The organism is Mesorhizobium sp. B2-4-13, from assembly GCF_006658535.1.
In the GTDB taxonomy this organism is placed as follows: domain Bacteria; phylum Pseudomonadota; class Alphaproteobacteria; order Rhizobiales; family Rhizobiaceae; genus Mesorhizobium; species Mesorhizobium australicum.
The window spans coordinates 1-22,279 of the sequence record NZ_VFVB01000005.1 but is presented as its reverse complement, the minus strand read 5'-3'; the positions used below and the strand labels follow the sequence as shown (position 1 = coordinate 22,279).

The window sequence follows — 22,279 nt, the reverse complement described above, 5'->3', positions numbered from 1 at the left end:
AATTTCATTTCAAGGAGGCCGCCATGGCGCCCCGCGTTCTCGTCTCTGACAAACTCTCTCCCACCGCCGTGCAGATCTTCAAGGATCGCGGCGTCGAGGTCGACTATCTGCCCGACCTGGGCAAGGACAAGGAAAAGCTGCTCGAAGTGATCGGCAAGTATGACGGCCTCGCCATCCGTTCGGCGACCAAGGTCACCGAGAAGCTGATCAACGCGGCCACCAATCTCAAGGTTGTCGGTCGCGCCGGCATCGGTGTCGACAATGTCGATATCCCGGCGGCAAGCCGCAAGGGTATCATCGTGATGAACACGCCCTTCGGCAATTCGATCACGACGGCCGAACACGCCGTGGCGATGATCTTCGCGCTCGCCCGCCAGATCCCGGAAGCCAACGCTTCGACCCATGCCGGCAAATGGGAGAAGAACCGCTTCATGGGCGTCGAGATCACCGGCAAGACGCTGGGCGTCATCGGCTGCGGCAATATCGGTTCGATCGTCGCCACACGCGGCGTCGGGCTGAAGATGCACGTCGTCGCCTTTGATCCGTTCCTGTCGGACAAGCGCGCCGAGGAGCTCGGCGTCGACAAGGTGGAACTGGACGAACTCTTCGCCCGCGCCGACTTCATCACGCTGCACACGCCGTTGACCGATAAGACCCGCAACATCATCGATGCGGCGGCGATCGCCAAGATGAAGAATGGCGTGCGTATCATCAACTGCGCGCGTGGCGGGCTGGTGGTCGAGGCCGACCTGGTCGCGGCGCTGAAGAGCGGCAAGGTGGCAGGCGCCGGCATCGATGTGTTCGAGGTCGAACCGGCGGAGCAGAATGCGCTGTTCGGCATGGAGAACGTGGTGGCGACACCACACCTTGGCGCCTCGACGGCGGAAGCGCAGGAGAATGTCGCGCTGCAGGTCGCCGAGCAGATGGCCGACTACCTGATCAAGGGCGCGGTCTCCAACGCCATCAACATGCCCTCGATCACGGCGGAAGAGGCGCCGCGGCTGAAGCCTTTCGTCAAGCTCGCCGAAGTGCTGGGCGCCTTTGTCGGCCAGGTCACCGAGGATCCGATCAGCGAGGTCGAGATCCTGTTCGACGGCTCGACCGCGACGATGAACACGCGGGCGCTGATCAGTGCCGCCCTGGCCGGCCTGATCCGGCCGCAGGTCGCCGACGTCAACATGGTGTCGGCGCCGATCATGGTGAAGGAGCGCGGCATCATCGTCGCCGAAGTCAAGCGCGACAAATCTGGCGTCTTCGACGGTTACATCAAGCTGACCGTCAAGACCGAGCACATGACGCGCTCGATCGCCGGTACCTGCTTTTCGGACGGCAAGCCGCGCTTCATTCAGATCAAGGGCATCAATCTCGACGCCGAGGTCGGCCAGCACATGCTGTATACGACCAATGCCGATGCGCCCGGCATTATCGGCCTGCTCGGCACTGTCTGCGGCGAGAACGACGTCAACATCGCCAACTTCCAGCTCGGCCGCAACCGGCCGGGCGGTGACGCTATCGCACTGCTCTATCTCGACGCCCCGTTCCCCGAGAAGGTGCTGGAGCAGGTGCGCGGCCACAAGTCGATCGATTCGGCAAAGCGGCTGCGGTTCGATGTGGGCGGGATCTAGCTCCCCCACGCCCTCTGAGGTGACAAGCCATACATCAGACGCCCCGTTTGCCGGCATGCATGCGGGGCGTCTCCACGACCGCTGGAGCCGCCCGAGGGCTTGCGTCGTTGCGGGCGCCGCCGCAGGCGTCGCGCCAACGGCGTCCTTGCGTCAAGCTGCTGCAAGATATCCTTTTTAGCCGTCAGTACATTAGCGGATGTAGATAAGCATAAGGTCTGGCCCAATCTAACGATTTTGTGATCTGCTTGACGATCCCGGTTTCTTTCCGCACGCTGCGGTCAATTGATGGATGCGATCTAAACTTAACTGAGTTGGTCATGATTTTGCGCGTAACATCCGGCGCGCCTCTGTTGCTGTCGGGGTGCCTTCGATGGATCATCGCAATACTGTCCGACTGAGCCGGCGTCTTTTTCTGTCTTCGGCTGCGATGTTTACAGTGACGGCAACATCGGCAGGTTTTGCCCGATCCTTGTCTGGCTCGCTGCCCTGGGCGCCGCTGTCTTCCGATCCTCCGGTGCAGGTGGTGTCCGGCGGCTGGCAGTTCTTCACGCCGCAGGAAGCCGCGCTGGTCGAGGCTATCGTCGACCGCATCATCCCCGCCGACGATCTGTCGATGGGCGGCAAGGAGGCCGGCTGCGCCGTCTATATAGACCGTCAGTTGACGGGCGCGTTCGGAACGTCGAGCCGGCTCTACACAAAAGGACCGTTTCTGCCGGGATTGCCCACGCAGGGCTACCAGGGCGAGGCAAACCCCGCCCAGCGCTACCGCTCCGGCCTCGCCGCCATCGACGCTTTCCTGAAGCAGCGCGATGGCAAGACATTCGCCGAACTCCAGCCGGCCGATCAGGATACGTTCCTGGCCGCGATGGAAGCTGGAAAGGTCGACTTGCCCAATGGAGTCAAGGCTGCCGGCTTCTTCGGACTTCTGCTGCAGAACACGATGGAAGGGTTCTTTGCCGATCCGGTGTATGGCGGCAACAAGGACATGGTGTCGTGGCGCATGCTTGGTTTCCCCGGCGCGCGCTATGACTACCGGGATCACGTCAGCAAGCACAATCAGCCCTATCCGCGGCCGCCCGTCTCGATCGAGGGCAGCCCGGAATGGCTCGTAAAAAGGAGCTGACCATGACGACGATACTGCCCCGCAAGGACGTCGTGATCGTCGGCCTCGGCTGGACGGGGTCCATCCTTGCGCATGAACTGACCGATCAGGGCCTGGACGTGCTGGCCATCGAGCGTGGTCCCTGGCGCGACACGGCGACCGATTTCAACATCGGCTATGCGCAGGACGAGTTGCGCTACAGCGTGCGGCGCGACCTGTTCCTGCAGCCAGCAGTCGAAACCATGACGATGCGCAACGACCCTTCGCAGACGGCGCTGCCGATGCGCGATTTCGGCTCGTTCCTGCCCGGCAACGGCGTCGGCGGCGCAGGCGTCCATTGGAACGGCCACACCTGGCGGTTCTGGGACTCCGACTTCCAGATCAAGACCAACCTGACCAAGAAGTATGGCGCGGCGCGGATCGCCGATCTCCAGGTCGAGGACTGGGGCGTGACCGGCGCCGAGATGGAGCCGTATTACGACCAGTTCGAATATCTGGCGGGAATCTCGGGCAAGGCCGGCAATATCAAGGGACAGATACAGGAAGGTGGCAACCCGTTCGAGGATCCGAGGTCCCGGGACTACCCAAATCCGCCAATGGAGATGACCTACGCGCCGACCCTGTTCGCCAATGCCGGCAGGTCCATGGGACTGCACCCGTTCCCGACACCGTCCGCCAACATGTCGCGGCCCTATGTCAATCCGCTCGGCATCACCATGGGGCAGTGCACCTACTGCGGATTCTGCGAGCGGTTCGGCTGCGCCAACTATTCCAAATCCAGCGCCCAGACCACCATCCTTCCCGTGCTGATGAAGAAGGCCAATTTCGAGGTGCGCACCGACAGCGAGGTGCTGCATGTCGATCTCGCCGCCGGCGGCAAGTCCGCGCGAGGTGTCACTTACGTCGATACGTCGGGGCAGGAATTCTTCCAGCCGGCCGATCTCGTGCTTCTGTGCGCCTACGGCCTGCACAATGCCCGGCTGATGATGCTGTCGGGCATCGGCAAGATCTACGATCCCGCTACCGGCGAGGGCACCGTCGGGCGCAATTATTGCTACCAGACCAATGCCGGCGTGCAGGTGTTCTTCGACGACAAGAACTTCAACCCATTCATTGCCGCGGGCGCGCTCGGACAGACGATCGATGACTATAATGGCGACGCTTTCGACCATGGCGGCCTCGATTTCGTCGGCGGCGCGGGCATCAACTGCATTCCTACCAATGGACGTCCGATCGGGACGAGGCCGACGCTGCCCGGCACGCCGAAGTGGGGTAGCGCCTGGAAGAAGGCGACCGTCGCGGGCTACAAAAGCACGCTCGGCTTCTCCTCGCAGGGCAGCAGCTACGCGACGCGCACCAACTACCTCGACCTCGATCCGACCTACAAGGATCGCTTCGGCCGGCCGCTCATGCGCATGACCTTCGATTTTCCCGACAATGATATCCGAATGTCGAATTATCTCTGCGACCGGATGGAGGAGATCGCGAAGACGCTTGGGGGCAAGCAGTACAATGTCGGCCGCCGCAAGAAGGGCTGGGACAGCGTCCCTTATCAAAGCACCCATAATACGGGCGGCGCCATCATGGGAACGGACCCTAGGAAGAGTGCGGTCAACAGCTTCCTGCAAAGCTGGGATGTGCCCAACGTCTTCGTCATCGGCGCCTCGGCCTTTCCGCAGAATGCCGGCAAGAATCCGACGGGAACGGTCGGCGCGCTCGCCTACCGCGCCGCTGACGGCATCCGCAATCACTATTTGCGCAATCCCGGCGCGCCCTTGGTGCAGGCATGAGGACGCTCGCCGCCGCCGCCGGCGCCGCTATGCTGGCGATCACCCCGGCGCTCGCCGCCGACCAGGCCGACCAGATCATCCGTGGCCAGTATCAGGCCGTGCTCGGCGATTGCGCGGGCTGTCATACCAGGCCGGGCGGCAAGCCGCTGGCCGGCGGCCTGCCGCTCGAAACGCCTTTCGGCACACTGGTGCCGCCCAACATCACGCCCGACCACGAGACGGGCATCGGCAATTGGTCCGAGGCAGATTTCCGCAACATGATGAAGACCGGCGTCGGCCACAATGGCGTGCGGCTTTATCCCGCCATGCCTTACCCCGCCTATACCAGGATGAACGAGCAGGACATTTCCGACCTGTGGGCCTACATGACCACGGTCGACCCGGTCTCGAACAAGGTCGAAGCCAACCAGCTGCCGTTCCCGCTGAACATCCGGCTGGCGATGTGGGGCTGGAACCTTCTCAACTTCAGCGAGGCAAGCTTCCAGGCCGACCCCTCCAAATCGGCGGAATGGAACCGCGGCGCCTACATCGTCCAGGGCGCCGGGCACTGCGGCACCTGCCACACGCCCAAATCGTTCCTTGGAGCGGACCAAGACAGCGGCTTCCTGCAAGGCGCCTCGCTGCAAGGCTGGTTCGCCCCCGACATCACCAACAATGCTCAATCCGGCCTGGAACAATGGTCGCAAGAGGATGTGGTCGCCTACCTCAAGACCGGCGTCAACGCGCATTCGATCGCATCCGGTCCGATGGCCGAGGCGATCGAGAACTCGACCTCCAAAATGACGGATCCCGACCTCAAGGCCGTGGCCGTCTATCTGAAGAGCCTGGGGCCGGACACCGGCAATGCGCAGGCGCCCAAGCCCGACGAGGCGCGGATGGTGGCGGGCGCGGCGATCTATCATGACAATTGCTCGGCCTGCCATGGCGGCGATGGCGCCGGGGCCGGAGCGCTTTTCCCGGCGCTTGTCGGCAACTCGATCGTCGCGCAGGGCAATCCCGAGACCCTGGCCCGCATCGTTCTCGCCGGAAGCCAGGCCGTGCACACGGCCGGCGCGCCGACGACGCCTTCGATGCCCTCATTGGCATGGCGGCTGAAGGACCAGGAAATCGCCGACGTGCTGACCTATGTGCGCGGCAGCTGGGGCAATTCCGCTCCGGCGGTCTCGTCGGACGATATCGCGGCGGTGCGCAAAGAATTGGTGCAGTAATTTTAGGCGCGACCTCAGAAGCCAGACGCCATCTTGCGGCCGCTGTATTCGGCGAGCCCGATGCCGCCCAGAACGAGGACCAGCGCCAGCGCCTGATAGAGCTGGAAGGTCTCGCCGACGATCAGCACCGAAAGCAGCGTGCCGAAGATCGGCACCAGATTGATGAACAGGCCGGCGCGATTGGCGCCGATCAGTTCGTTGCCCCTGATATAGGTTATCTGCGAGATGACCGAAGCGCCGATCGCCGTGTAGACGATGACCGCCCAGCCGCGGGCGTCGGGCACGATCACCTTGCCGACGGCGGCTTCCCACAGGAAGAAGGGCAGTGAGGTGATGAGCGCGGCGAACGACATGGCCAGCATCAGGCTTTGCCAGCGCATCGCCGGCTTCAGCCGTAACCCGACCGAATAGCTGCTGTAGAGAACGACCGCGACGAGCATGATGGCGTCGCCGAAATTGAGCTCCAGCGTCAGCAGCCGGCGCGGATCACCATGGCAGGCGGTCAGGATGACGCCCAAGATGGTCAGCACCACGCCGGCGATCTGCGCCCAGTTCACGCGGAGGCGGAAGAAAACGAAATTGGCTGTCATGATCAGGATCGGCATCGCCGCCTGTTCGATCGAGACATTGATCGCTGTGGTGTAGTTGAGGGCGGTGTAGAAGATGGTGTTGAACAGGGTGAAGCCGCTGGCGCCAAGCGCCGCCAGCACGAGCCAGTGACGGCGCACGACGGGCCAATCCTCCTGGATCGTGCGCCAGCCGATCGGCAGCAGGATCGCCACGGCCAGCATCCAGCGCAGGAAGACCAGCGTCATCGGCGAGACGTGGCCGACCGCCAGCTTGCCGGCCACCGAATTGCCGCCCCACAGCAAGGTGGTGAGCAGCAGGAACATGTAGGCGTTTCGATGCATCGCGGGCTTCCGGCCGCGGGATGGGCCGCGGTGTTTGCCGGCCTATTGCCCCGGTCAGCCCAAGTAAATGATGTCAAAGCCGAAAATTGTTGTGCCTCAGGGCATTTTCGGCGGCAAAGAAAGGTCGCACTCGCGAGGTCTTGACGTTATAGAGGCCTGTCGTTTCGAACCATATCCAAGCCGCGCGGCGGCGTCTCAAGGGAAAAGAAACATGGCCAATGTGGTGGTCGTCGGCTCGCAATGGGGCGACGAAGGCAAGGGCAAGATCGTCGACTGGCTGTCGGAGCGCGCCGATGTCGTGGTGCGTTTCCAGGGCGGCCACAATGCCGGCCACACGCTGGTCGTCGACGGCAAGGTCTACAAGCTGTCGCTGCTGCCTTCGGGCGTCGTGCGGGAAGGCAAGCTGTCCATCATCGGCAATGGCGTCGTCTTCGATCCGCATGCTTTCGTCGCCGAGGTGCAGAAACTGAAAGGCCAGGGCGTGGACGTGACGCCGGATCGCCTGAAAATAGCCGAAAACACGGCGCTTATCCTGTCCATACACCGGGAGCTGGACGGGTTTCGCGAGGATGCCGCTTCAAATTCCGGAACAAAGATTGGCACGACCCGACGCGGGATCGGCCCCGCCTACGAGGACAAGGTGGGGCGGCGCGCGGTGCGGGTGATGGATCTGGCGGATTTGGAAACTTTGCCCTTGAAGGTCGACAGGCTGCTGACGCACCACAATGCGCTGCGTCGCGGGCTCGGCCATGACGAAGTCACGCATGATGCGATCATGCAGGAATTGACCTCGGTCGCGAACGACATCCTGCCCTACATGGACCGCGTCTGGAAGGTGCTCGACGACAAGCGCCGCGCCGGCGAGCGCATCCTGTTCGAGGGCGCGCAAGGCACGCTGCTCGACATCGACCACGGCACCTATCCCTTCGTCACCTCGTCCAACACGGTCGCCGGCCAGGCCGCCGCCGGCTCCGGCGTCGGCCCGGGCGCCATCGGCTATGTTCTCGGCATCACAAAGGCCTACACGACGCGTGTCGGCGAAGGTCCGTTCCCGACCGAGCAGAAGAACGAGATCGGCGAATTCCTCGGCACGCGCGGCCATGAATTCGGTGTCGTCACCGGGCGCAAGCGCCGCTGCGGCTGGTTTGACGCGGTGCTGGTGCGCCAGGCGGTTGCCGTCAACGGCATCAAAGGGATCGCGCTGACCAAGCTCGACGTGCTCGACGGGTTGGATGAGATCAAGGTCTGCACCGGCTACAGGCTGGACGGCGAGACGATCGACTATCTGCCGGCAAGCCAGGGCGCCCAGGCTCGCGTGGAACCCATTTACGAGACGTTGGAGGGTTGGAAGGGCACCACCGCCGGCGCACGCAGCTGGAATGATCTTCCGGCCCAGGCCGTCAAATATGTCCGATACATAGAGGAGTTGATCGGCGCGCCGGTCGCACTCCTTTCCACCAGCCCGGAACGGGACGACACGATACTTGTGACCGATCCGTTTCAAGACTAGTTTCTGAAGCCTTTCCGGGCATCGCGGCTGATTTGCGGGGGCCGGCGCGGAGGCAAAAAATACAGGTCGACTGAAGCATGGCAGATTTCGTTGCTGTTCTGAAAAACGCGTTCGAGAAGCACGGCGACGAGACGCCCGAGAAGCGTACGCGCATCTATAACAGCGTGCGCGCCATGCTGGCGAAGAAGCTGGCGGAATATTCGCCGCCGCTGGCTTCCGAGGCCATAGACAAACAGAAACGCGCGCTGGACGACGCCATTGCCGGCGTCGAGCGGGACTATGTCAAGAGTGTGCCCGAGCCGGATCCGCTCGCGGAACTGGAACACATCTTTTCCTCCATCGACCGCAACAAGAACCAGTCGAACCACGTCAAGCAGCCGGCCAAGGCGGAGGCTGCCGCAATTCCTGCTCCGTCTCCGTATCGGCCCGCCCCGGCCACGGTCAGGCCGGAGCCGTACAAGCCGGCACAGCCGGCGGCGAACCCCGAACCCTACCGGCCCGCTCCAGCCGCCAAGGTCGAGCCTGGCTGGCAAAGGCCGGCGCCGGTGCAGCCCGCTCCGGACTTTTCCGAGAAGACCTTGCCGGGGATGGACGCGGATCGGGACGACGACCAGGACGACGTCTTTGCCGATGACGAAGCGCCTGCCGCCACCGACACTTTCGAGCGTTTGCGGCCGGCCGAACGCAAGCGCAGCTATGGCGGGCTGATCGCCGCCGTCGTCGCACTGCTGGTCGTTGCCGGCGGCGGCTACGGCATCTGGCTGAACAAGGATGCCTTCGGCAAGATGCTGGGCCTGGAGAGCAGCAAGGTTGTTGCCAAAACCGAGCCGGTGAAAACGACGCCGGCCAAGCCGGCGACCGATGCCGCGGCCACGCCGCCGGCGCCCGCGACCGGCGCGGAAGGCACGAAGTTCACGCAGCGGCTGACGCCTGAAGGCGGCGAGACCGACCCCGGCCCAGCCGGCGGGCAAAGCGGCGTAGGCGAGGGCGAATCCGTCGCCGCGCTGACGACACCGCCAACGGCAACGAATGCGCCGGCCACGGCAGCGCCGGCGGTTCCCGCGCCGGCTGCCAATACGCCGGCTGCCAATACGCCTGCTGCCGGTACGCCCGCGGCAGGCGCGCCAGCCGCGACCACGCCCGCGGCGGGCACCCCGCCCGCGACACCGCCCACCAACGGAACCGTGCCCGCGGCCCCGGCCGATGCCGCCGCCACGCCGCCGCCCGCACCGGCAGCCGCAACGCCGCCGGCGGCACCGGCTCCGGCCGTGGCGCCAACCTCGGTTCCGGTCGGCCAGAAGGCGATCTTCTATGAGGAGCGCACCAGCACCGCGCAGGGTTCAGCCGAGCCCGGCAGCATCGTTTGGTCGCTGGTGCAGGAATCGCCCGGCGGCGACCTGCCGCCAGAGCCTGCGATCCGTGCCGAGGCGACCATTCCCGGCAAGGACATCCAGTTGCGCATGACCATCCGTCGCAACACCGACCAGACCCTGCCGGCCAGCCATATCATCGAGATGATCTTCCTGACCCCAGACGGGTTCGAGGGCGGCGGCGTCGACAATATATTGCGCGTTGCCATGAAGAGTTCGGAACAGGACGCCGGCAGCCCGCTGATCGGCATCCCGGCCAAGATCGCCGACGGCTTCTTCCTCGTCGCGCTCAACGACACCAAGGCCGACGAAGACGCCAACATGACCCTGTTGCGCGGCCAGGACTGGATCGACGTGCCGGTCGTCTACAAGACCGGACGGCGGGCACTGCTGACCATGGAAAAGGGCATTCCCGGCGAGAAGGTGTTCGACGAGGCGATCAAGGCCTGGCAGGCCAAGACGGCGGGCTGAGACGGCGGGTTGAGACGGGCGGCGTGACGGTCGCCTCCGTTCAGAATCCTTGGAACAGCATGTCGAGCGCGGCAACGATGTCATCGTGATGCTTCGCCAGGTTCAGCCGACTTTCAACCAATTCGCTTGCGGGAACGGTGGCGATCAGGTGTGTCGCCATGACCAGCTTCCGTCCATTGATCTCGAAGATCGGATGAAGCTTTCGCATTGGCGGCGGCACCGTTGCGACCGGCAGAAGCGGAACGACAACCCGCGTCTTGAAATTGTCGAGCAGGTCGGATTGGACGTCGAGCAAATAGTTGTCTTCAACGCGACCGGCGAAGACATCATAGCGGGGCATCAGAACTGCCGATACTCTTCCAATGGGATGCCGTTCTTGTCGATGTAGTCGTTCCACGCATCCATCGTGGTACGGTTCTCAAGCTTCCACAGCCGCCCCTTTTCAGCTGCCACCGCCTCCGCGATGCCGGCTTCCGCAGCGCGCGAGACATTCACGTTAAGCCCCTTGGCTTCCCGCATGAGCTTCGAGTCGATCGACAGATTTGCTGGCTGACGGATCGCATTCAAGGCAATCTTACGCATAATGGCCTCCGCAACATGCGCATAATGTATGCGCATTCCGATGTGGAGGCAATGCTCAGGCGCAGCAAGGAGCGCCCCACTATGGCTCCGGGCGCTCGTCGCTTCAGTCGACAAATCGTTGTCAATCGATCGGCCTACGGCCGACCGCTCTTCACCCTTCCATCTCCTCCCGCAGCATCTCCAGTTCCAGCCATTCTTCCTCGAGCGCGGCCAGCGTCGCACGCTCCTTGTCGAGGGCGGCGATCGTCTTCTGGAACGAGGCCGGGTCGCGTTCGTAATAGGCCGGGTCGGCGATGTTGTTCTCCAGCCGCGAGATCGACGCGGTCACTGCCTCGATCTTCTTGGGTAGGGACTCCAGCGCGAACTTCTGCTTGAACGACAATTTCTTCGCCGGCCCTTTTGGCGCCGCCGGATCGCTCTTGCCCGGTGCCGGCGCATCGCCGGCTTCCGCCTTGGCGCGCGCCTTGCGGTCGTCAAGCTTGGTGCCGCCGCGCTGCGCCAGCATGTCGGAATAGCCGCCGGCATATTCGACCCAGCGGCCGCCGCCGTCCGGCGCGATGATGCTGGTGACTGTGCGGTCGAGGAAATCGCGGTCGTGGCTGACCAGGATGACGGTGCCGGCAAAACCGGCGACCAGTTCCTGCAGCAGTTCCAGCGTCTCCATGTCGAGATCATTGGTCGGCTCATCGAGAACCAGGAGGTTTGCTGGCCGTGCCAGCACGCGCGCCAGGATCAGCCGCGCCCGTTCGCCGCCGGACAGCTCGCGCACCGGCGTGCGGGCCTGTTCCGGCTTGAACAGGAAATCCTTCATATAGGACACGACATGGCGCTGCTCGCCATTGATGACGAGGTTCTCGCCGCGCCCGTCGGTCAGATATTGCGCCAGCGTCTCTTGCGGGTCGACCGCCTCGCGCTTCTGGTCGAGCGTGGCGATCTCCAGATTGGTGCCAAGCCGTATCGAACCCGCGTCCGGCGCCAATTCGCCGGTCAGCATCTTCAGAAGTGTCGTCTTGCCGGCGCCGTTCGGCCCGACAAGGCCGACGCGGTCGCCGCGCTGGATGCGGGTCGAGAACCCCTTGACGACGGTGAGGTCGCCAAAGCTCTTCTCGATGTTCTTGGCCTCGATCACCAGCTTGCCGGATTCGGCGGCGTCGCTTGCCACCATTATCGCGGTGCCTTCGGCGCCGCGATGGCCGCGAAAACGCTGGCGCATGGTCTGCAACTCGCCTAGGCGCCGCATGTTGCGCTTGCGCCGCGCCGTCACCCCGTAGCGCAGCCAGTGCTCCTCGCGCACGATCTGGCGGCCGAGCTTGTGCTGTTCGCGCTCTTCCTCTTCCAGCACCAGGTCGCGCCATTCCTCGAAATGGCCAAAGCCCTTGTCCAGCCTGCGCGTCTGGCCGCGATCGAGCCAGACTGTGGCGCGCGACACGCGCTCGAGGAAGCGGCGGTCATGCGAGATGACGATGAGCGCCGAGGAGGTCCGGACGAGCTCTTCTTCCAGCCATTCGATGACAGATAAATCAAGATGGTTAGTCGGCTCATCAAGAAGCAGGATGTCGGGCTCCGGCGCCATGACGCGGGCAAGCGCGGCGCGCCTGGCCTCTCCGCCGGACAGGTCGCCAGGCCGTTCTTCGCCCGACAGGCCGAGATGCTCCATCAGATAGCTGGCGCGGTAGGGATCGTCGGCGGGCCCGAGCCCGGCCTCGACATAGGCGCGCACGGTTGCAAAGCCGTCCATGTCGGGCATTTGCGGCAGATAACGCACCGTCGCCGAAGGCTGGCGGAACACCTCGCCGTCCTGTGGTTCGATCAGGCCGGCGGCGATCTTGAGCAGCGTCGACTTGCCGGACCCGTTGCGGCCGACCAGCGCGATCTTGTCGCCGGCCGAAGCGGTCAAGGCGGCGCCGTCGAGCAGCGGCGCGCCGCCGAAGGTCAGTCTTATCCCGTCGAGATTGAGAAGAGGCGGGGCCATGTCAGCTTTCGGGCAATGGATAGGGATGGGCGAGCAGCAGCGCGCGGCCATGGCCGAGCGCGATGTCGAGGCGGCCCCCGGTCTTGCCGAACTTGACCTCGTTGGAAATGGTCAGCGACGAACCGAACGCCACCTCGACCTTGTCGAGCGGCCATTTGGCGCCGGTGACGGTCAGGCCGGAGAGTTCGGAGAAGCCGAGAATCGAGAACAGCGTGCCGTCGGCATAATCGAAGCCGGCCCTGCCGGGCAGCAAGGGAACACCTTCCTGGGCGCCGCTGGTCAGAAACACATCCATTCCGGCTTCGGCCAGCCGCAGGCCAAGCGCCAGATGCAGGAAGGCGTGGTCGGCGCGCTTGCCGCCGAAGGCGCCCGCTAGCACAAGGCGGGTCGCCCCGCGCTCCAGTGCGGCCGCGATCGCCAGTTCGCCGTCGGTCTTGTCCTTTTCCGCCGGGAAGGTTTGCCGCGGCACGGCGGCGAGGTCGGCGGGCAGATCAGCCGGGACCGAGTCGAAATCACCCACCCACAGTTCCGGCACGAGGCCCAGCATCCGCGCATGGCCGATGCCGGCGTCGGCAGCGATGACGCGCGAGCCTTCGACCTGGCGGTCGAGCCGAGGCGTGCGGATGAGGTCGCCGCCAAGCAGGATGGTGAATGTGCTCATATCCCGTCGCCTTACCAGCCCGGCACGGGAAACGGAAGGCGGCAAAGTCCCACTTGCGCGGGTCATCGGCCCGGCCTATGTGTCGAAACGCTCTAACGGGGTGCCGGACGCGAATTTCGCGGGCCGGCTGAGAGGCAGTGTCGCCAACCCGCTGAACCTGATCCGGTTTGTACCGGCGGAGGGATTAGACGTTTCGGACACTCCGACGCCTCAATTCCTTTCAACGCAAACGAAGGAGGCGCCGATGCGCACGCTTTTATATTTTCTGATCGCCGCCACGGCAGTGACCCTGTCCGGGCCGGCCTTGGCCAAGGATAAGCTCACCGTCTACACCTATGAGAGCTTCACCGCCGACTGGGGTCCAGGTCCCGTGGTGAAGAAGGAATTCGAGGCAGAATGCGGCTGCGATCTCGAGTTCGTCTCGGTCGCCGATGGCGTGGCGCTGCTCAACCGCGTCAAGCTGGAAGGCGCTTCGACCAAAGCCGACATCGTGCTCGGTCTCGACACCAATCTCACCGCCGATGCCAAGGCCTCGGGCCTGTTCGCGCCACATGGCGCAATAACGGACGTCAACGTGCCGGGTGGCTGGAGCGACGATACTTTTGTTCCCTTCGACTATGGCTACTTCGCCGTCGTCTACGATACCCAGAAGCTGAAATCGCCGCCGAAAAGCCTGAAGGATTTGGTCGAGGGTAGCGCCGACGACAAGATCGTCATCCAGGACCCGCGCACATCGACGCCCGGTCTTGGCCTGCTGTTGTGGGTGAAGTCGGTCTATGGCGACAAGGCGCCGGAGGCCTGGGCCAAGCTCAAGACCAAGGTGCTGACCGTGACGCCGGGCTGGAGCGAGGCCTATGGCCTGTTCACCAAGGGCGAGGCGCCGATGGTGCTGTCCTACACCACCTCGCCGGCCTACCACATGGTCGCCGAGAACACCGAGCGCTATCAGGCGGCGTCGTTCGAGGAAGGTGAATATCTGCAGATCGAGGTCGCGGGCATCACCACGGCCGGCGCCAAGAATCCGCTGGCGGAAAAGTTCATGGCCTTCATGACCGGGCCGAAATTCCAGGACGCCATCCCCGAGACCAACTGGATGTTCCCGGCCGGCAAGACCGACAAGCCGCTCAACCCCGCCTTCGACAAACTGGTCAAGCCGACCAAAACCTTGCTGTTCAGCCCGGAGGAGGTGGCGGCCAACCGCAAAGCCTGGGTCGATGAATGGCTGGCGGTGATGAGCAAGTAGGTTTTGTGGGCTAATCTCGTGAGATGAACGCTCTACGGCGACGCTCCACAAGCTTCACCCAATCGTTGACGGTGCGGCGTGCAAACCCGCTCTGATCCCCGCACCACAGCCGGCATGATAGGGCTCGCCGCCATCGCCATTTTGATCGGCGGCGCGTTTGCGGGGCTGCTTGTCGAAGGCGCTCGCGATTTTTCCGGCGCTTGGGCTGCGTTCGATCCCTACCTGTTCCGGGTCGTGCGCTTCACGCTCTGGCAGGCGGCCCTGTCGACGCTGCTCTCGGTCGGGCCGGCCCTGTTCGTGGCGCGGGCGCTGTCGCGGCATCCACGATTTTTCGGCCGTGCCTTCATCCTGCAGCTCTTCGCCGTGCCGCTGGCGCTGCCGGCGATCGTCGCGGCGCTCGGCATCCTGGCGCTCTATGGCCGCGCCGGCTATTTCTCCGGCTTTCTCAGCGCCGTCGGCGGCCAGGGTTGGCCGGGCATCTATGGCCTGTCCGGCATTCTCGTCGCCCATGTCTTCTTCAACCTGCCGCTGGCCACACGTCTGCTCCTCGAGGCGCTGCGGACCATTCCCTCCGACCAGTGGCGGCTGGCGAGCCAACTCGGCATGGGGGCGCAGCCGGCATTCCGGCTGATCGAATGGCCGACGCTGCGTGCTGCGCTGCCCGGTGTCGCCGGACTTGTCTTCATGCTGTGCATCACATCCTTCACCATCGTGCTGACGCTCGGCGGCGGGCCGGCCGCGACGACGCTCGAAGTCGGCATCTATCAGGCATTGCGCTTCGATTTCGATCCCGCGAGGGCTGTCGCGCTGACACTGCTGCAGATCGCCTTGACCTTCATCATGGTGCTGGCGTTGACCCGGCTCGGAGCCGACGTCGTCGCCGACATCAACCTGCCGGTCGCGCCGCGCCGCTATCTCTCCGTCAACAGGACCGAAGCCTGGCTGAATGCCACGCTCATCGTGTTGGCCTTGCTCTTCGTTGCCGGGCCGATGGTGGCGACCGTGGCGGCCGGACTTGGCGCCGACCTCGGCCGGCTTGCCGGCGAGGCCACTGTCCGTCAGGCGACGCTGACCAGTGCTGTGCTCGCTTTCCTTTCGGCCTTGCTTTCGGTGATGCTTTCGCTGGCATTGACCATGGCGCGCAGGGCGCTGGCGTCGAACCGCCGCTTCGGGGCAAGGACACTGCTCGAACATGCCACCGATACCGGCGCCGGGTTTGTCCTGGTCGTGCCGCCGATCGTCGTCGGCGCCGGCTGGTTCCTGTTGCTGCGCCATGTCGGCGATATCTTTGCCATCGCGCCGCTCATGGTCGTCACCGTCAACGCTGTCATGGCGATGCCTTTCGCGCTGCGCGCCATCCGTCCCGCCTATGATGCGGCAAGCGAGCGTCACGAGCGGCTTTGCGCGCAGCTCGGAATTTCCGGCTGGTCAAGACTGTGGCTGGTCGACTGGCCGACGTTGCGGCGCCCGCTGGCCACCGCTTTTGCCTTCGCCATGGCACTGTCGCTCGGCGATCTCGGCGTCATCGCCCTGTTCGGCAGTGATTCCGTGCAGACCTTGCCCTACCTTCTCCTGGCGCGCATGGGCAGCTACCGAACCGAGGACGCCGCCGGCTTGGCGCTGCTGCTCGGCCTTGTCTGCCTGGCACTGGTGCTGGCAGCGGACCGGCTGGGAAAGGAAACGGCCCGCAATGTCTGACGGGGCGGCTGGCGGCAAAGGGGTTTCGGTGCGGCTGGACAAGGTTTCGTTCAGCTATGGCGAGACGTTGTTCACCTTCGATGCCGAGTTCACGGCGGGGCAAATCACCGCGATCATGGGACCGAGCGGCTCCGGAAAGTCGACGCTGCTCAATCTGGTGGCCGGGTTCGAGCCGCCGCGATCCGGTCGCGTGCTGATCGGCGGGGCCGATGTCAGCACCGCGCCACCGGCGACGCGGCCAGTGTCGATGGTTTTTCAGGAAAACAACCTTTTCGCGCATCTTTCCGTCGAGCAGAATGTCGGGCTCGGCCGTTCGCCATCGTTGCGGCTGGCCGAAGCCGATCGCGCTGCGATCGCCGATGCGCTTGCGCGCACCGGCCTTGCCGGCAAGGAGAAGCGGCTGCCGCGCGAACTTTCCGGCGGCGAGCGCCAGCGCGTCGCCCTGGCTCGCGTGCTGGTGCGTGACCGCCCGGTGCTGCTGCTCGACGAGCCCTTCGCTTCGCTTGGGCCCGCCTTGCGAGACGATATGCTCGACCTGGTTGCCGGCCTGCATGCCGAGCGTGGCATGACGGTGCTGTTCGTCACGCATCAGCCGCAAGATGCCCGCCGCATGGGTCAGAGGGTGGTGTTTCTCGAGAACGGCGCGGTCGCCGCTATCGGCACGGCGGATGATTTCTTTGCCGGGGCTGGTCCGGAGGCATTCCGGCGCTATATCGGAGCCGGGGCCGGGGATTCCTTATCACGAGATATTGCCCGGAAGCGGACATAATTTACGCTCAAACCGGCCCGATGCGATGTGGCGCTTGCTTGCCATGACTGGAGTAGTGTGGCTAGGTCCGCTCGATACCGGTCCGGCACAGGCCGTGATTTGCCTACAGCTTCCGCCGCATGCTCCGAGGGGCGCGTGACGGATACTGTAGCAGTTTGTTTTGCGCATGTGGTCATGCGCAGGGACCTGAAAGGAAGCCGTTCTGGCGATCGGCGTTGACAGGCTACGAATGAACCCGCTGGCGCGCTTTCTGGCGCTGGCCGGCTTTGCCGTGGCGCTGGCAAGCTGCCAGATGTTCACGCCTCCGGAAGTCCAGGAATCAGGCTTCCAGCCATCCGACAAGCCGATCACGGTCGACAATGTCGCCGCCAACAACAAGCTCGCGGAGCTCGCCAAGGCGCAGCATCCGCGCATCCTGGCGACCTATGGCGGCGAATATTCCGATCCCAAGCTCGAACGCATGGTCGCCAAGGTGGTCGGCAATCTGACCGTGGTGTCGGCGAACCCGACCCAGACCTATCGCATCACCATCCTCAATTCGCCCAACGTCAACGCCTTCGCGCTGCCGGGCGGCTATCTCTACATAACGCGCGGCCTCTTGGCGCTGGCCAATGATTCGTCCGAGCTCGCCGCCGTCATCGCGCATGAGATGGGCCACGTCACCGCCAATCATGGGCTGCAGCGCCAGCAGCTGGAGGCCGAGGAAGGTCTGGCGACCAAGGTCGTTTCCGATGTGCTTGGCGACAGCCCGACCGCCAAGGCTGCACTCATCCGCGGCAAGCTCAGGCTGGCGCAGTTCTCGCGCAACCAGGAGCTTGAGGCTGACGCCATCGGCATAAAGTCGATCGGCGAAGCCGGCTATGATCCCTATGCCGCCGGCCGCTTCCTGCAGTCGATGTCGGCCTATACCGATTTCCGCTCGATCAGCGGCGCCACCGACGCCAGCCTCGACTTCCTGGCGACGCACCCCAACACGCCGCAACGCATCGATTTGGCACAGCGGCACGCCCGCCAGTTCGGTGCGCCCGGCTTCGGTACACGCGACCGCGATTCCTTCCTCGCCGGCATAGACGGCCTGCTTTACGGCGACACGCCGGAAGAAGGCTATGTGCGCGGCGAAACCTTCCTGCATCCAGGCTTGGGCGTGTCGTTCACGGTGCCGGACGGTTTCATCATCGACAATTCGGCGGCGGCTGTGACGGCGACCGGTCCCGGCGACATAGCGATCCGCTTCGACGGCGTTTCGATCGACAAGAACCGCGCCCTGACCGACTATATCAGAAGCGGCTGGGTGGCCGGCCTCGACGACAGCACCGTCAAGCAGGAAACCATCAACGGCAATGAGGCGGCGACTGCGCATGCAGGCGCCGAAGGCTGGCAGTTCGATATCGCTGTGATCCGCGCCGGCGGCCAGGTCTACCGATTGCTGACCGCGGCCCCCTCGGCCAGCACCTCGCTTGAAACGGTGGCGCGCTCGGTCAGCGGCTCCTTCCGCATCCTCAGCCCCGCCGAGAAGGCGGCACTGAAGCCACTGCATATTCGTGTGCTCACCGTGCAGCCGGGACAGACCATGGGATCGCTTGCCGCGCAGATGGTTGGCGTCGACCGCAAGCTCGACCTGTTCCGCGTGCTCAATGCGCTGTCGCCGGGGGCCGCGGTTTCGGCCGGCGACAAGGTCAAGATCGTCACCGACAAATAAAAGCCCGAGCGGGAGATCAGGCGGCGGTCGCCATGAATTCCGGATTCTGCTTCACCAGCGCGACTTTGAGCTTTTCCATGGCGCGCGCCTCGATCTGGCGGACACGTTCCTTGGAGATGCCGAGCGTCTCGCCGAGCGCCTCGAGCGTGGCCCCCTCGTCATTCAGCCGGCGTTCCTCGATGATCCTGAGTTCGCGCGCGTTGAGCGCGTGAAGCGCTTCCTTCAGCCAAAGCGAGCGGCGCGCGACATCGATCTTGTCGCCGACAATTTCGTCCGGCAAGGGATCGTCCGAGACCAGGAAATCCATCCGCTCGGTGCCGCCCGCATCGTCGGCCAGCGGCACGTTCAGCGAAGAATCCGGAGCCGACAGCCGTGAATCCATCATCGCCACATCAGCCTCGGATACACCAAGCGCAACCGAAACCTCGCGGTAGAGATTTGTGTTGGAGAGCGGCTCGGCGCCGTTCGCGAGACGCGCACGCAAGCGTCTGAGATTGAAGAACAGGGCCTTTTGCGCCGAACTGGTGCCACCACGCACAATCGACCAGTTGCGCAGGATGTAGTCCTGCATCGAGGCGCGGATCCACCACGTCGCGTAGGTCGAGAACCGCACCTCGCGCTCCGGTTCGAAACGGGCGGCGGCCTCGAGCAGTCCGACATGGCCCTCCTGAACCAGATCGCCGAGCGGCAGTCCGTAATGGCGGAATTTCGAGGCCATGGAAATGACCAGCCGCATGTGGGCGACGGTGATGCTGTGCAGCGCATTCTGGTCGTTGTCTTTCTTCCAGAGCAATGCCAGCCGATGCTCTTCCTCGCGCTCGAGATAGGGCGCCTTCATTGCCGCGCGGACCATGATCCGTCCTGCCGTGTCTTCCATCATAAGGCGCTCCGTGGCTCGGCGAGGCAAATGGCAGACACCGGCTTGAAATGACGGCGGCGTGCCCTACAACAGCCAAAACTGTCATGCGCGAGAAAGGTTCCGCCGGTGCGGGCAGGGCGAGCGCTAGCGTCGCGCAGCTGTCTGCAACTTCCGAGCCTGCGAATGAATTCCTTCCGGAGAATTTGATTTCTGGAACACGCTCTCTTTGAAATTTCATTCCTTATTTTTTCGACCTGCATCTGTCATTTTCCAACCCTCACAACATGCCGGGTTACCGGCCAAGGACGGGATCACAGAAAAATGAAATGGCTCAAGTCACTCATCATCGCCGGAACGTTGCAGGCCCTGGCCGTCGCATCGGGCCACGCCGGCGCCAATCTCGACCACATCAAGCAGGCCGGAATCATCAAGGTCGGTACGGAGGGCACCTACGCTCCCTTCACCTACCATGACGCTTCCGGCGCGCTGGTTGGCTTCGATGTCGAGATCGCCAAGGCGATCGCCGATAAGCTCGGCGTCAAGGCTGAGTTCCTCGAAGGCAAGTGGGACGGGCTGATCGCCGGCCTCGACGTCAACCGTTATGATGCCGTCATCAACGAAGTCGGCATCACCGACGCCCGCAAGGCCAAGTACGACTTTTCCGATCCCTATATCGCCTCCAAGGCAGTGCTGATCGTGCGCGGCGACAACACCGACATCAAGAGCTTCGCCGACCTCAAGGGCAAGAAGTCGGCGCAGTCGCTGACATCCAATTTCGGCAAGCTGGCCGAGTCCAATGGCGCCGAACTGGTCGGCACCGACGGCTTCGACCAGTCGATCCAGCTGCTTTTGACCGGCCGTGCGGACGCTACCATCAATGACAGCCTGTCGTTCCTCGACTTCAAGAAGCACAAGCCCGACGCCAATGTGAAGATCGCTGCCCAGGAAGAGAATGCCGATTACTCCGGCGTCATCGTGCGCAAGGGCGATCCGGAGCTGGTCGCGGCCATCAACAAGGCGCTGGCCGACATCAAGGCGGACGGCACCTACCAGAAGATCGCCGACACCTATTTCGGCCAGGACGTCTCGAAGTAATTCACCAAGCGGGGCCGGCTGTCGTCCTGCGACGTATCCAGCGGCGAGTCGTCTTTGACGGCTCGCCGCTTTTGTCGTGATATGGCTGGCGCATTCGCGCTTCGATGACGTTCCCCGTCCATTCCGGAGGATCTTTCGTGCCGCACTGGCTGCAACTGATGCTGGACTCGCTGCCCTCGCTGCTGTGGGCAGCGTTGATCTTTACCGTGCCGCTGACGTTGCTGTCCTTCCTGCTCGGCCTGACGGTAGGGCTGGGCGCGGCGCTCGGCAGGCTGTTCGGCCCGAAGCCGCTGGTTGCGCTCGTGCGCTTCTATGTCTGGATCTTCCGCGGCACGCCGCTCCTGGTGCAGCTTTTCCTGATCTTCTACGGCCTGCCGTCGGTCGGCATCCTGCTTGACGCCTTCACCGCGGCGCTGATCGGCTTCACGCTCAACATCGGGGCCTACACGTCGGAAATCATCCGCGCGGCCATCGGCTCGGTGCCCAAGGGCCAGTGGGAGGCCGCCTATTCGATCGGGATGACCTGGAGCCAGGCGATGCGGCGCACCATTCTGCCGCAAGCCGGACGGGTGGCGGTGCCGCCGCTCTCCAACACCTTCATCTCGCTGGTCAAGGACACGTCGCTGGCCGCCGCCATCACCGTGCCGGAAATGTTCCAGGCGGCGCAACGCATCGTCGCCACCACCTATGAGCCGCTCATCCTCTATGTCGAGGCGGCGATCCTCTATCTGGCGATGAGTTCGGTACTGTCGGCCTTGCAGACGCGACTGGAGGAGCGGCTCAACCGCTACGGCGGCTTCCTGGAGGCACGCTCATGATCAGCCTCACCAACATCGAAAAGCGTTTCGGCGACAATCTCGTGCTGAAAGGGGTGACTGTCGCCATCGCCGAAGGCAGCGTCACCGCGCTTGTCGGCCCTTCCGGCGGGGGGAAAAGCACGCTGCTGCGCTGCATCAACCTGCTGGAGATCCCAACCTCGGGCACGGTGCGGATCGGTGACGAGACGCTTGAGTTCCGCCCGGGCGGGAAGGTGCCGGCGGCGGACATAAGGCGTCTGCGCCTGCAGACCGGCATGGTGTTCCAGAATTTCCAGTTGTTTCCGCATCGCACCGCCATCGAAAATGTCATGGAAGGCTTGGTTACGGTGCTCAAATGGTCGCCGCAGAAGGCACATGAGCGGGCACTCGCGCTGCTGGAGAAGGTCGGCATGGTGCATAAGGCCGATGCCTGGCCGGCGACGCTGTCGGGCGGCCAGCAGCAGCGCGTGGCGATCGCCCGCGCCCTGGCGCCGTCGCCGAAGGTGCTGCTGTGCGACGAACCGACTTCGGCGCTCGATCCGGAGCTGGCGCAGGAGGTGGTCGATGTGCTGGGTCAGCTCGCCAGCGAGGGAACGACCATGGTGATGGCGACGCATGATTTGCGCCTGGCCTCCAAGATCGCCCAGGAGGCGGTGTTCCTCGATGCTGGCGTGATCGTCGAGCAAGGGCCATCCGCCAAGCTGTTCGGCAATCCGGAGCGCGAACGCACCAAGCGGTTTATCGCCACGCTGAAGCAGGAGGCGGCGGAGAAAGAGGGAGGCGCATAGGCGCGACAATCGCGGCCTTCCCCAAAAACAAAAACCCGGCGCGAGGCCGGGTTCAGACTGCTGACAAACCCCTGGCTTTTGCCGGGGGTTTTTGATTCACTGGGTCATGTTGAAGCGACCCGCCCCTGA

19 protein-coding genes and 1 riboswitch are annotated in these 22,279 nt (G+C 64.0%); of the genes, 13 read left to right on the top strand and 6 right to left on the bottom strand.

Annotated elements, in window-relative coordinates:
• The first annotated feature begins 23 nt into the window (after window positions 1-23).
• From serA to FJ936_RS15220, 4 genes are all read left to right on the top strand, one after another.
• On the top strand, window positions 24-1,625 hold the full coding sequence (gene serA, locus FJ936_RS15235) for a phosphoglycerate dehydrogenase (protein WP_015315282.1): 1,602 nt from the start codon (window positions 24-26) through the stop codon (window positions 1,623-1,625).
• Between the two features lie 427 nt (window positions 1,626-2,052).
• Window positions 2,053-2,748, top strand: a complete 696-nt coding sequence (locus FJ936_RS15230) for a gluconate 2-dehydrogenase subunit 3 family protein (RefSeq protein ID WP_348642610.1) — start codon at window positions 2,053-2,055, stop codon at window positions 2,746-2,748.
• A 2-nt stretch (window positions 2,749-2,750) separates the two neighbouring features.
• On the top strand, window positions 2,751-4,517 hold the full coding sequence (locus tag FJ936_RS15225) for a GMC family oxidoreductase (protein WP_140791716.1): 1,767 nt from the start codon (window positions 2,751-2,753) through the stop codon (window positions 4,515-4,517).
• Complete coding sequence (locus FJ936_RS15220; RefSeq protein WP_140791714.1) at window positions 4,514-5,725, top strand: cytochrome c; 1,212 nt, start codon at window positions 4,514-4,516, stop codon at window positions 5,723-5,725. The genes FJ936_RS15225 and FJ936_RS15220 overlap by 4 nt, the downstream gene beginning before the upstream one ends.
• A 14-nt stretch (window positions 5,726-5,739) precedes the next feature.
• On the opposite strand, the gene FJ936_RS15215 is transcribed toward FJ936_RS15220, so the two are convergent.
• Window positions 5,740-6,636, bottom strand: a complete 897-nt coding sequence (locus tag FJ936_RS15215; protein WP_140712607.1) for a DMT family transporter — start codon at window positions 6,634-6,636, stop codon at window positions 5,740-5,742.
• A 211-nt stretch (window positions 6,637-6,847) separates the two neighbouring features.
• Here FJ936_RS15215 and FJ936_RS15210 point away from each other — a divergent pair, with 211 nt between their 5' ends.
• On the top strand, window positions 6,848-8,146 hold the full coding sequence (locus tag FJ936_RS15210) for an adenylosuccinate synthase (RefSeq protein WP_140791712.1): 1,299 nt from the start codon (window positions 6,848-6,850) through the stop codon (window positions 8,144-8,146).
• A 77-nt stretch (window positions 8,147-8,223) separates the two neighbouring features.
• Window positions 8,224-9,987, top strand: a complete 1,764-nt coding sequence (locus FJ936_RS15205; RefSeq protein WP_015315288.1) for a hypothetical protein — start codon at window positions 8,224-8,226, stop codon at window positions 9,985-9,987.
• Between the two features lie 40 nt (window positions 9,988-10,027).
• Here the strand turns inward: FJ936_RS15205 and FJ936_RS15200 are convergent, their stop codons facing one another.
• The 4 genes from FJ936_RS15200 to FJ936_RS15185 form a co-directional block, all read right to left on the bottom strand.
• Window positions 10,028-10,327, bottom strand: coding sequence for a CcdB family protein (locus tag FJ936_RS15200; protein ID WP_015315289.1), 300 nt, complete (start codon window positions 10,325-10,327; stop codon window positions 10,028-10,030).
• Window positions 10,327-10,569 (bottom strand): type II toxin-antitoxin system CcdA family antitoxin, encoded by a 243-nt coding sequence (locus FJ936_RS15195; protein ID WP_140791710.1) that lies wholly within the window; start codon window positions 10,567-10,569, stop codon window positions 10,327-10,329. Before FJ936_RS15195 ends, FJ936_RS15200 begins: the two co-directional genes overlap by 1 nt.
• Window positions 10,570-10,720: 151 nt before the next feature.
• Window positions 10,721-12,541 carry an ABC-F family ATP-binding cassette domain-containing protein gene (locus FJ936_RS15190; protein WP_141906743.1) on the bottom strand — a complete coding sequence of 607 codons (1,821 nt, stop codon included), beginning with the start codon at window positions 12,539-12,541 and terminating at the stop codon, window positions 10,721-10,723.
• Window position 12,542: 1 nt separating this feature from the next.
• Complete coding sequence (locus FJ936_RS15185) at window positions 12,543-13,202, bottom strand: thiamine diphosphokinase (protein ID WP_140662666.1); 660 nt, start codon at window positions 13,200-13,202, stop codon at window positions 12,543-12,545.
• A gap of 86 nt (window positions 13,203-13,288) precedes the next feature.
• Window positions 13,289-13,403, top strand: a riboswitch (TPP riboswitch).
• 43 nt (window positions 13,404-13,446) lie between these two features.
• Between FJ936_RS15185 and thiB the strand changes: the two genes are divergently transcribed.
• From thiB to FJ936_RS15165, 4 genes are all read left to right on the top strand, one after another.
• Window positions 13,447-14,445 (top strand): thiamine ABC transporter substrate binding subunit, encoded by a 999-nt coding sequence (gene thiB / locus FJ936_RS15180; protein ID WP_141906742.1) that lies wholly within the window; start codon window positions 13,447-13,449, stop codon window positions 14,443-14,445.
• A gap of 114 nt (window positions 14,446-14,559) precedes the next feature.
• Complete coding sequence (thiP, locus tag FJ936_RS15175) at window positions 14,560-16,143, top strand: thiamine/thiamine pyrophosphate ABC transporter permease (RefSeq protein ID WP_141906810.1); 1,584 nt, start codon at window positions 14,560-14,562, stop codon at window positions 16,141-16,143.
• Window positions 16,136-16,912 (top strand): thiamine ABC transporter ATP-binding protein, encoded by a 777-nt coding sequence (gene thiQ, locus FJ936_RS15170; protein WP_140616656.1) that lies wholly within the window; start codon window positions 16,136-16,138, stop codon window positions 16,910-16,912. Before thiP ends, thiQ begins: the two co-directional genes overlap by 8 nt.
• A 229-nt stretch (window positions 16,913-17,141) precedes the next feature.
• Window positions 17,142-18,611, top strand: a complete 1,470-nt coding sequence (locus tag FJ936_RS15165; protein ID WP_023784820.1) for a M48 family metalloprotease — start codon at window positions 17,142-17,144, stop codon at window positions 18,609-18,611.
• A gap of 16 nt (window positions 18,612-18,627) precedes the next feature.
• On the opposite strand, the gene FJ936_RS15160 is transcribed toward FJ936_RS15165, so the two are convergent.
• A complete protein-coding gene (locus FJ936_RS15160; RefSeq protein WP_141906741.1) occupies window positions 18,628-19,491 on the bottom strand; it encodes an RNA polymerase factor sigma-32 in 864 nt (287 codons plus the stop codon).
• A 300-nt stretch (window positions 19,492-19,791) separates the two neighbouring features.
• On the opposite strand from FJ936_RS15160, the gene FJ936_RS15155 reads away from it, so the two are divergent.
• The 3 genes from FJ936_RS15155 (at window position 19,792) to FJ936_RS15145 (ending at window position 22,150) form a co-directional block, all read left to right on the top strand.
• Entirely contained in the window at window positions 19,792-20,565 is a 774-nt protein-coding gene (locus FJ936_RS15155; protein WP_141906740.1) for an amino acid ABC transporter substrate-binding protein, read from the top strand.
• A gap of 137 nt (window positions 20,566-20,702) precedes the next feature.
• Complete coding sequence (locus FJ936_RS15150) at window positions 20,703-21,383, top strand: ABC transporter permease subunit (protein WP_141906739.1); 681 nt, start codon at window positions 20,703-20,705, stop codon at window positions 21,381-21,383.
• Window positions 21,380-22,150: an amino acid ABC transporter ATP-binding protein gene (locus tag FJ936_RS15145; RefSeq protein ID WP_140874794.1), complete on the top strand. Its 771-nt coding sequence runs from the start codon at window positions 21,380-21,382 to the stop codon at window positions 22,148-22,150. The genes FJ936_RS15150 and FJ936_RS15145 overlap by 4 nt, the downstream gene beginning before the upstream one ends.
• Window positions 22,151-22,279 lie beyond the last annotated feature (129 nt).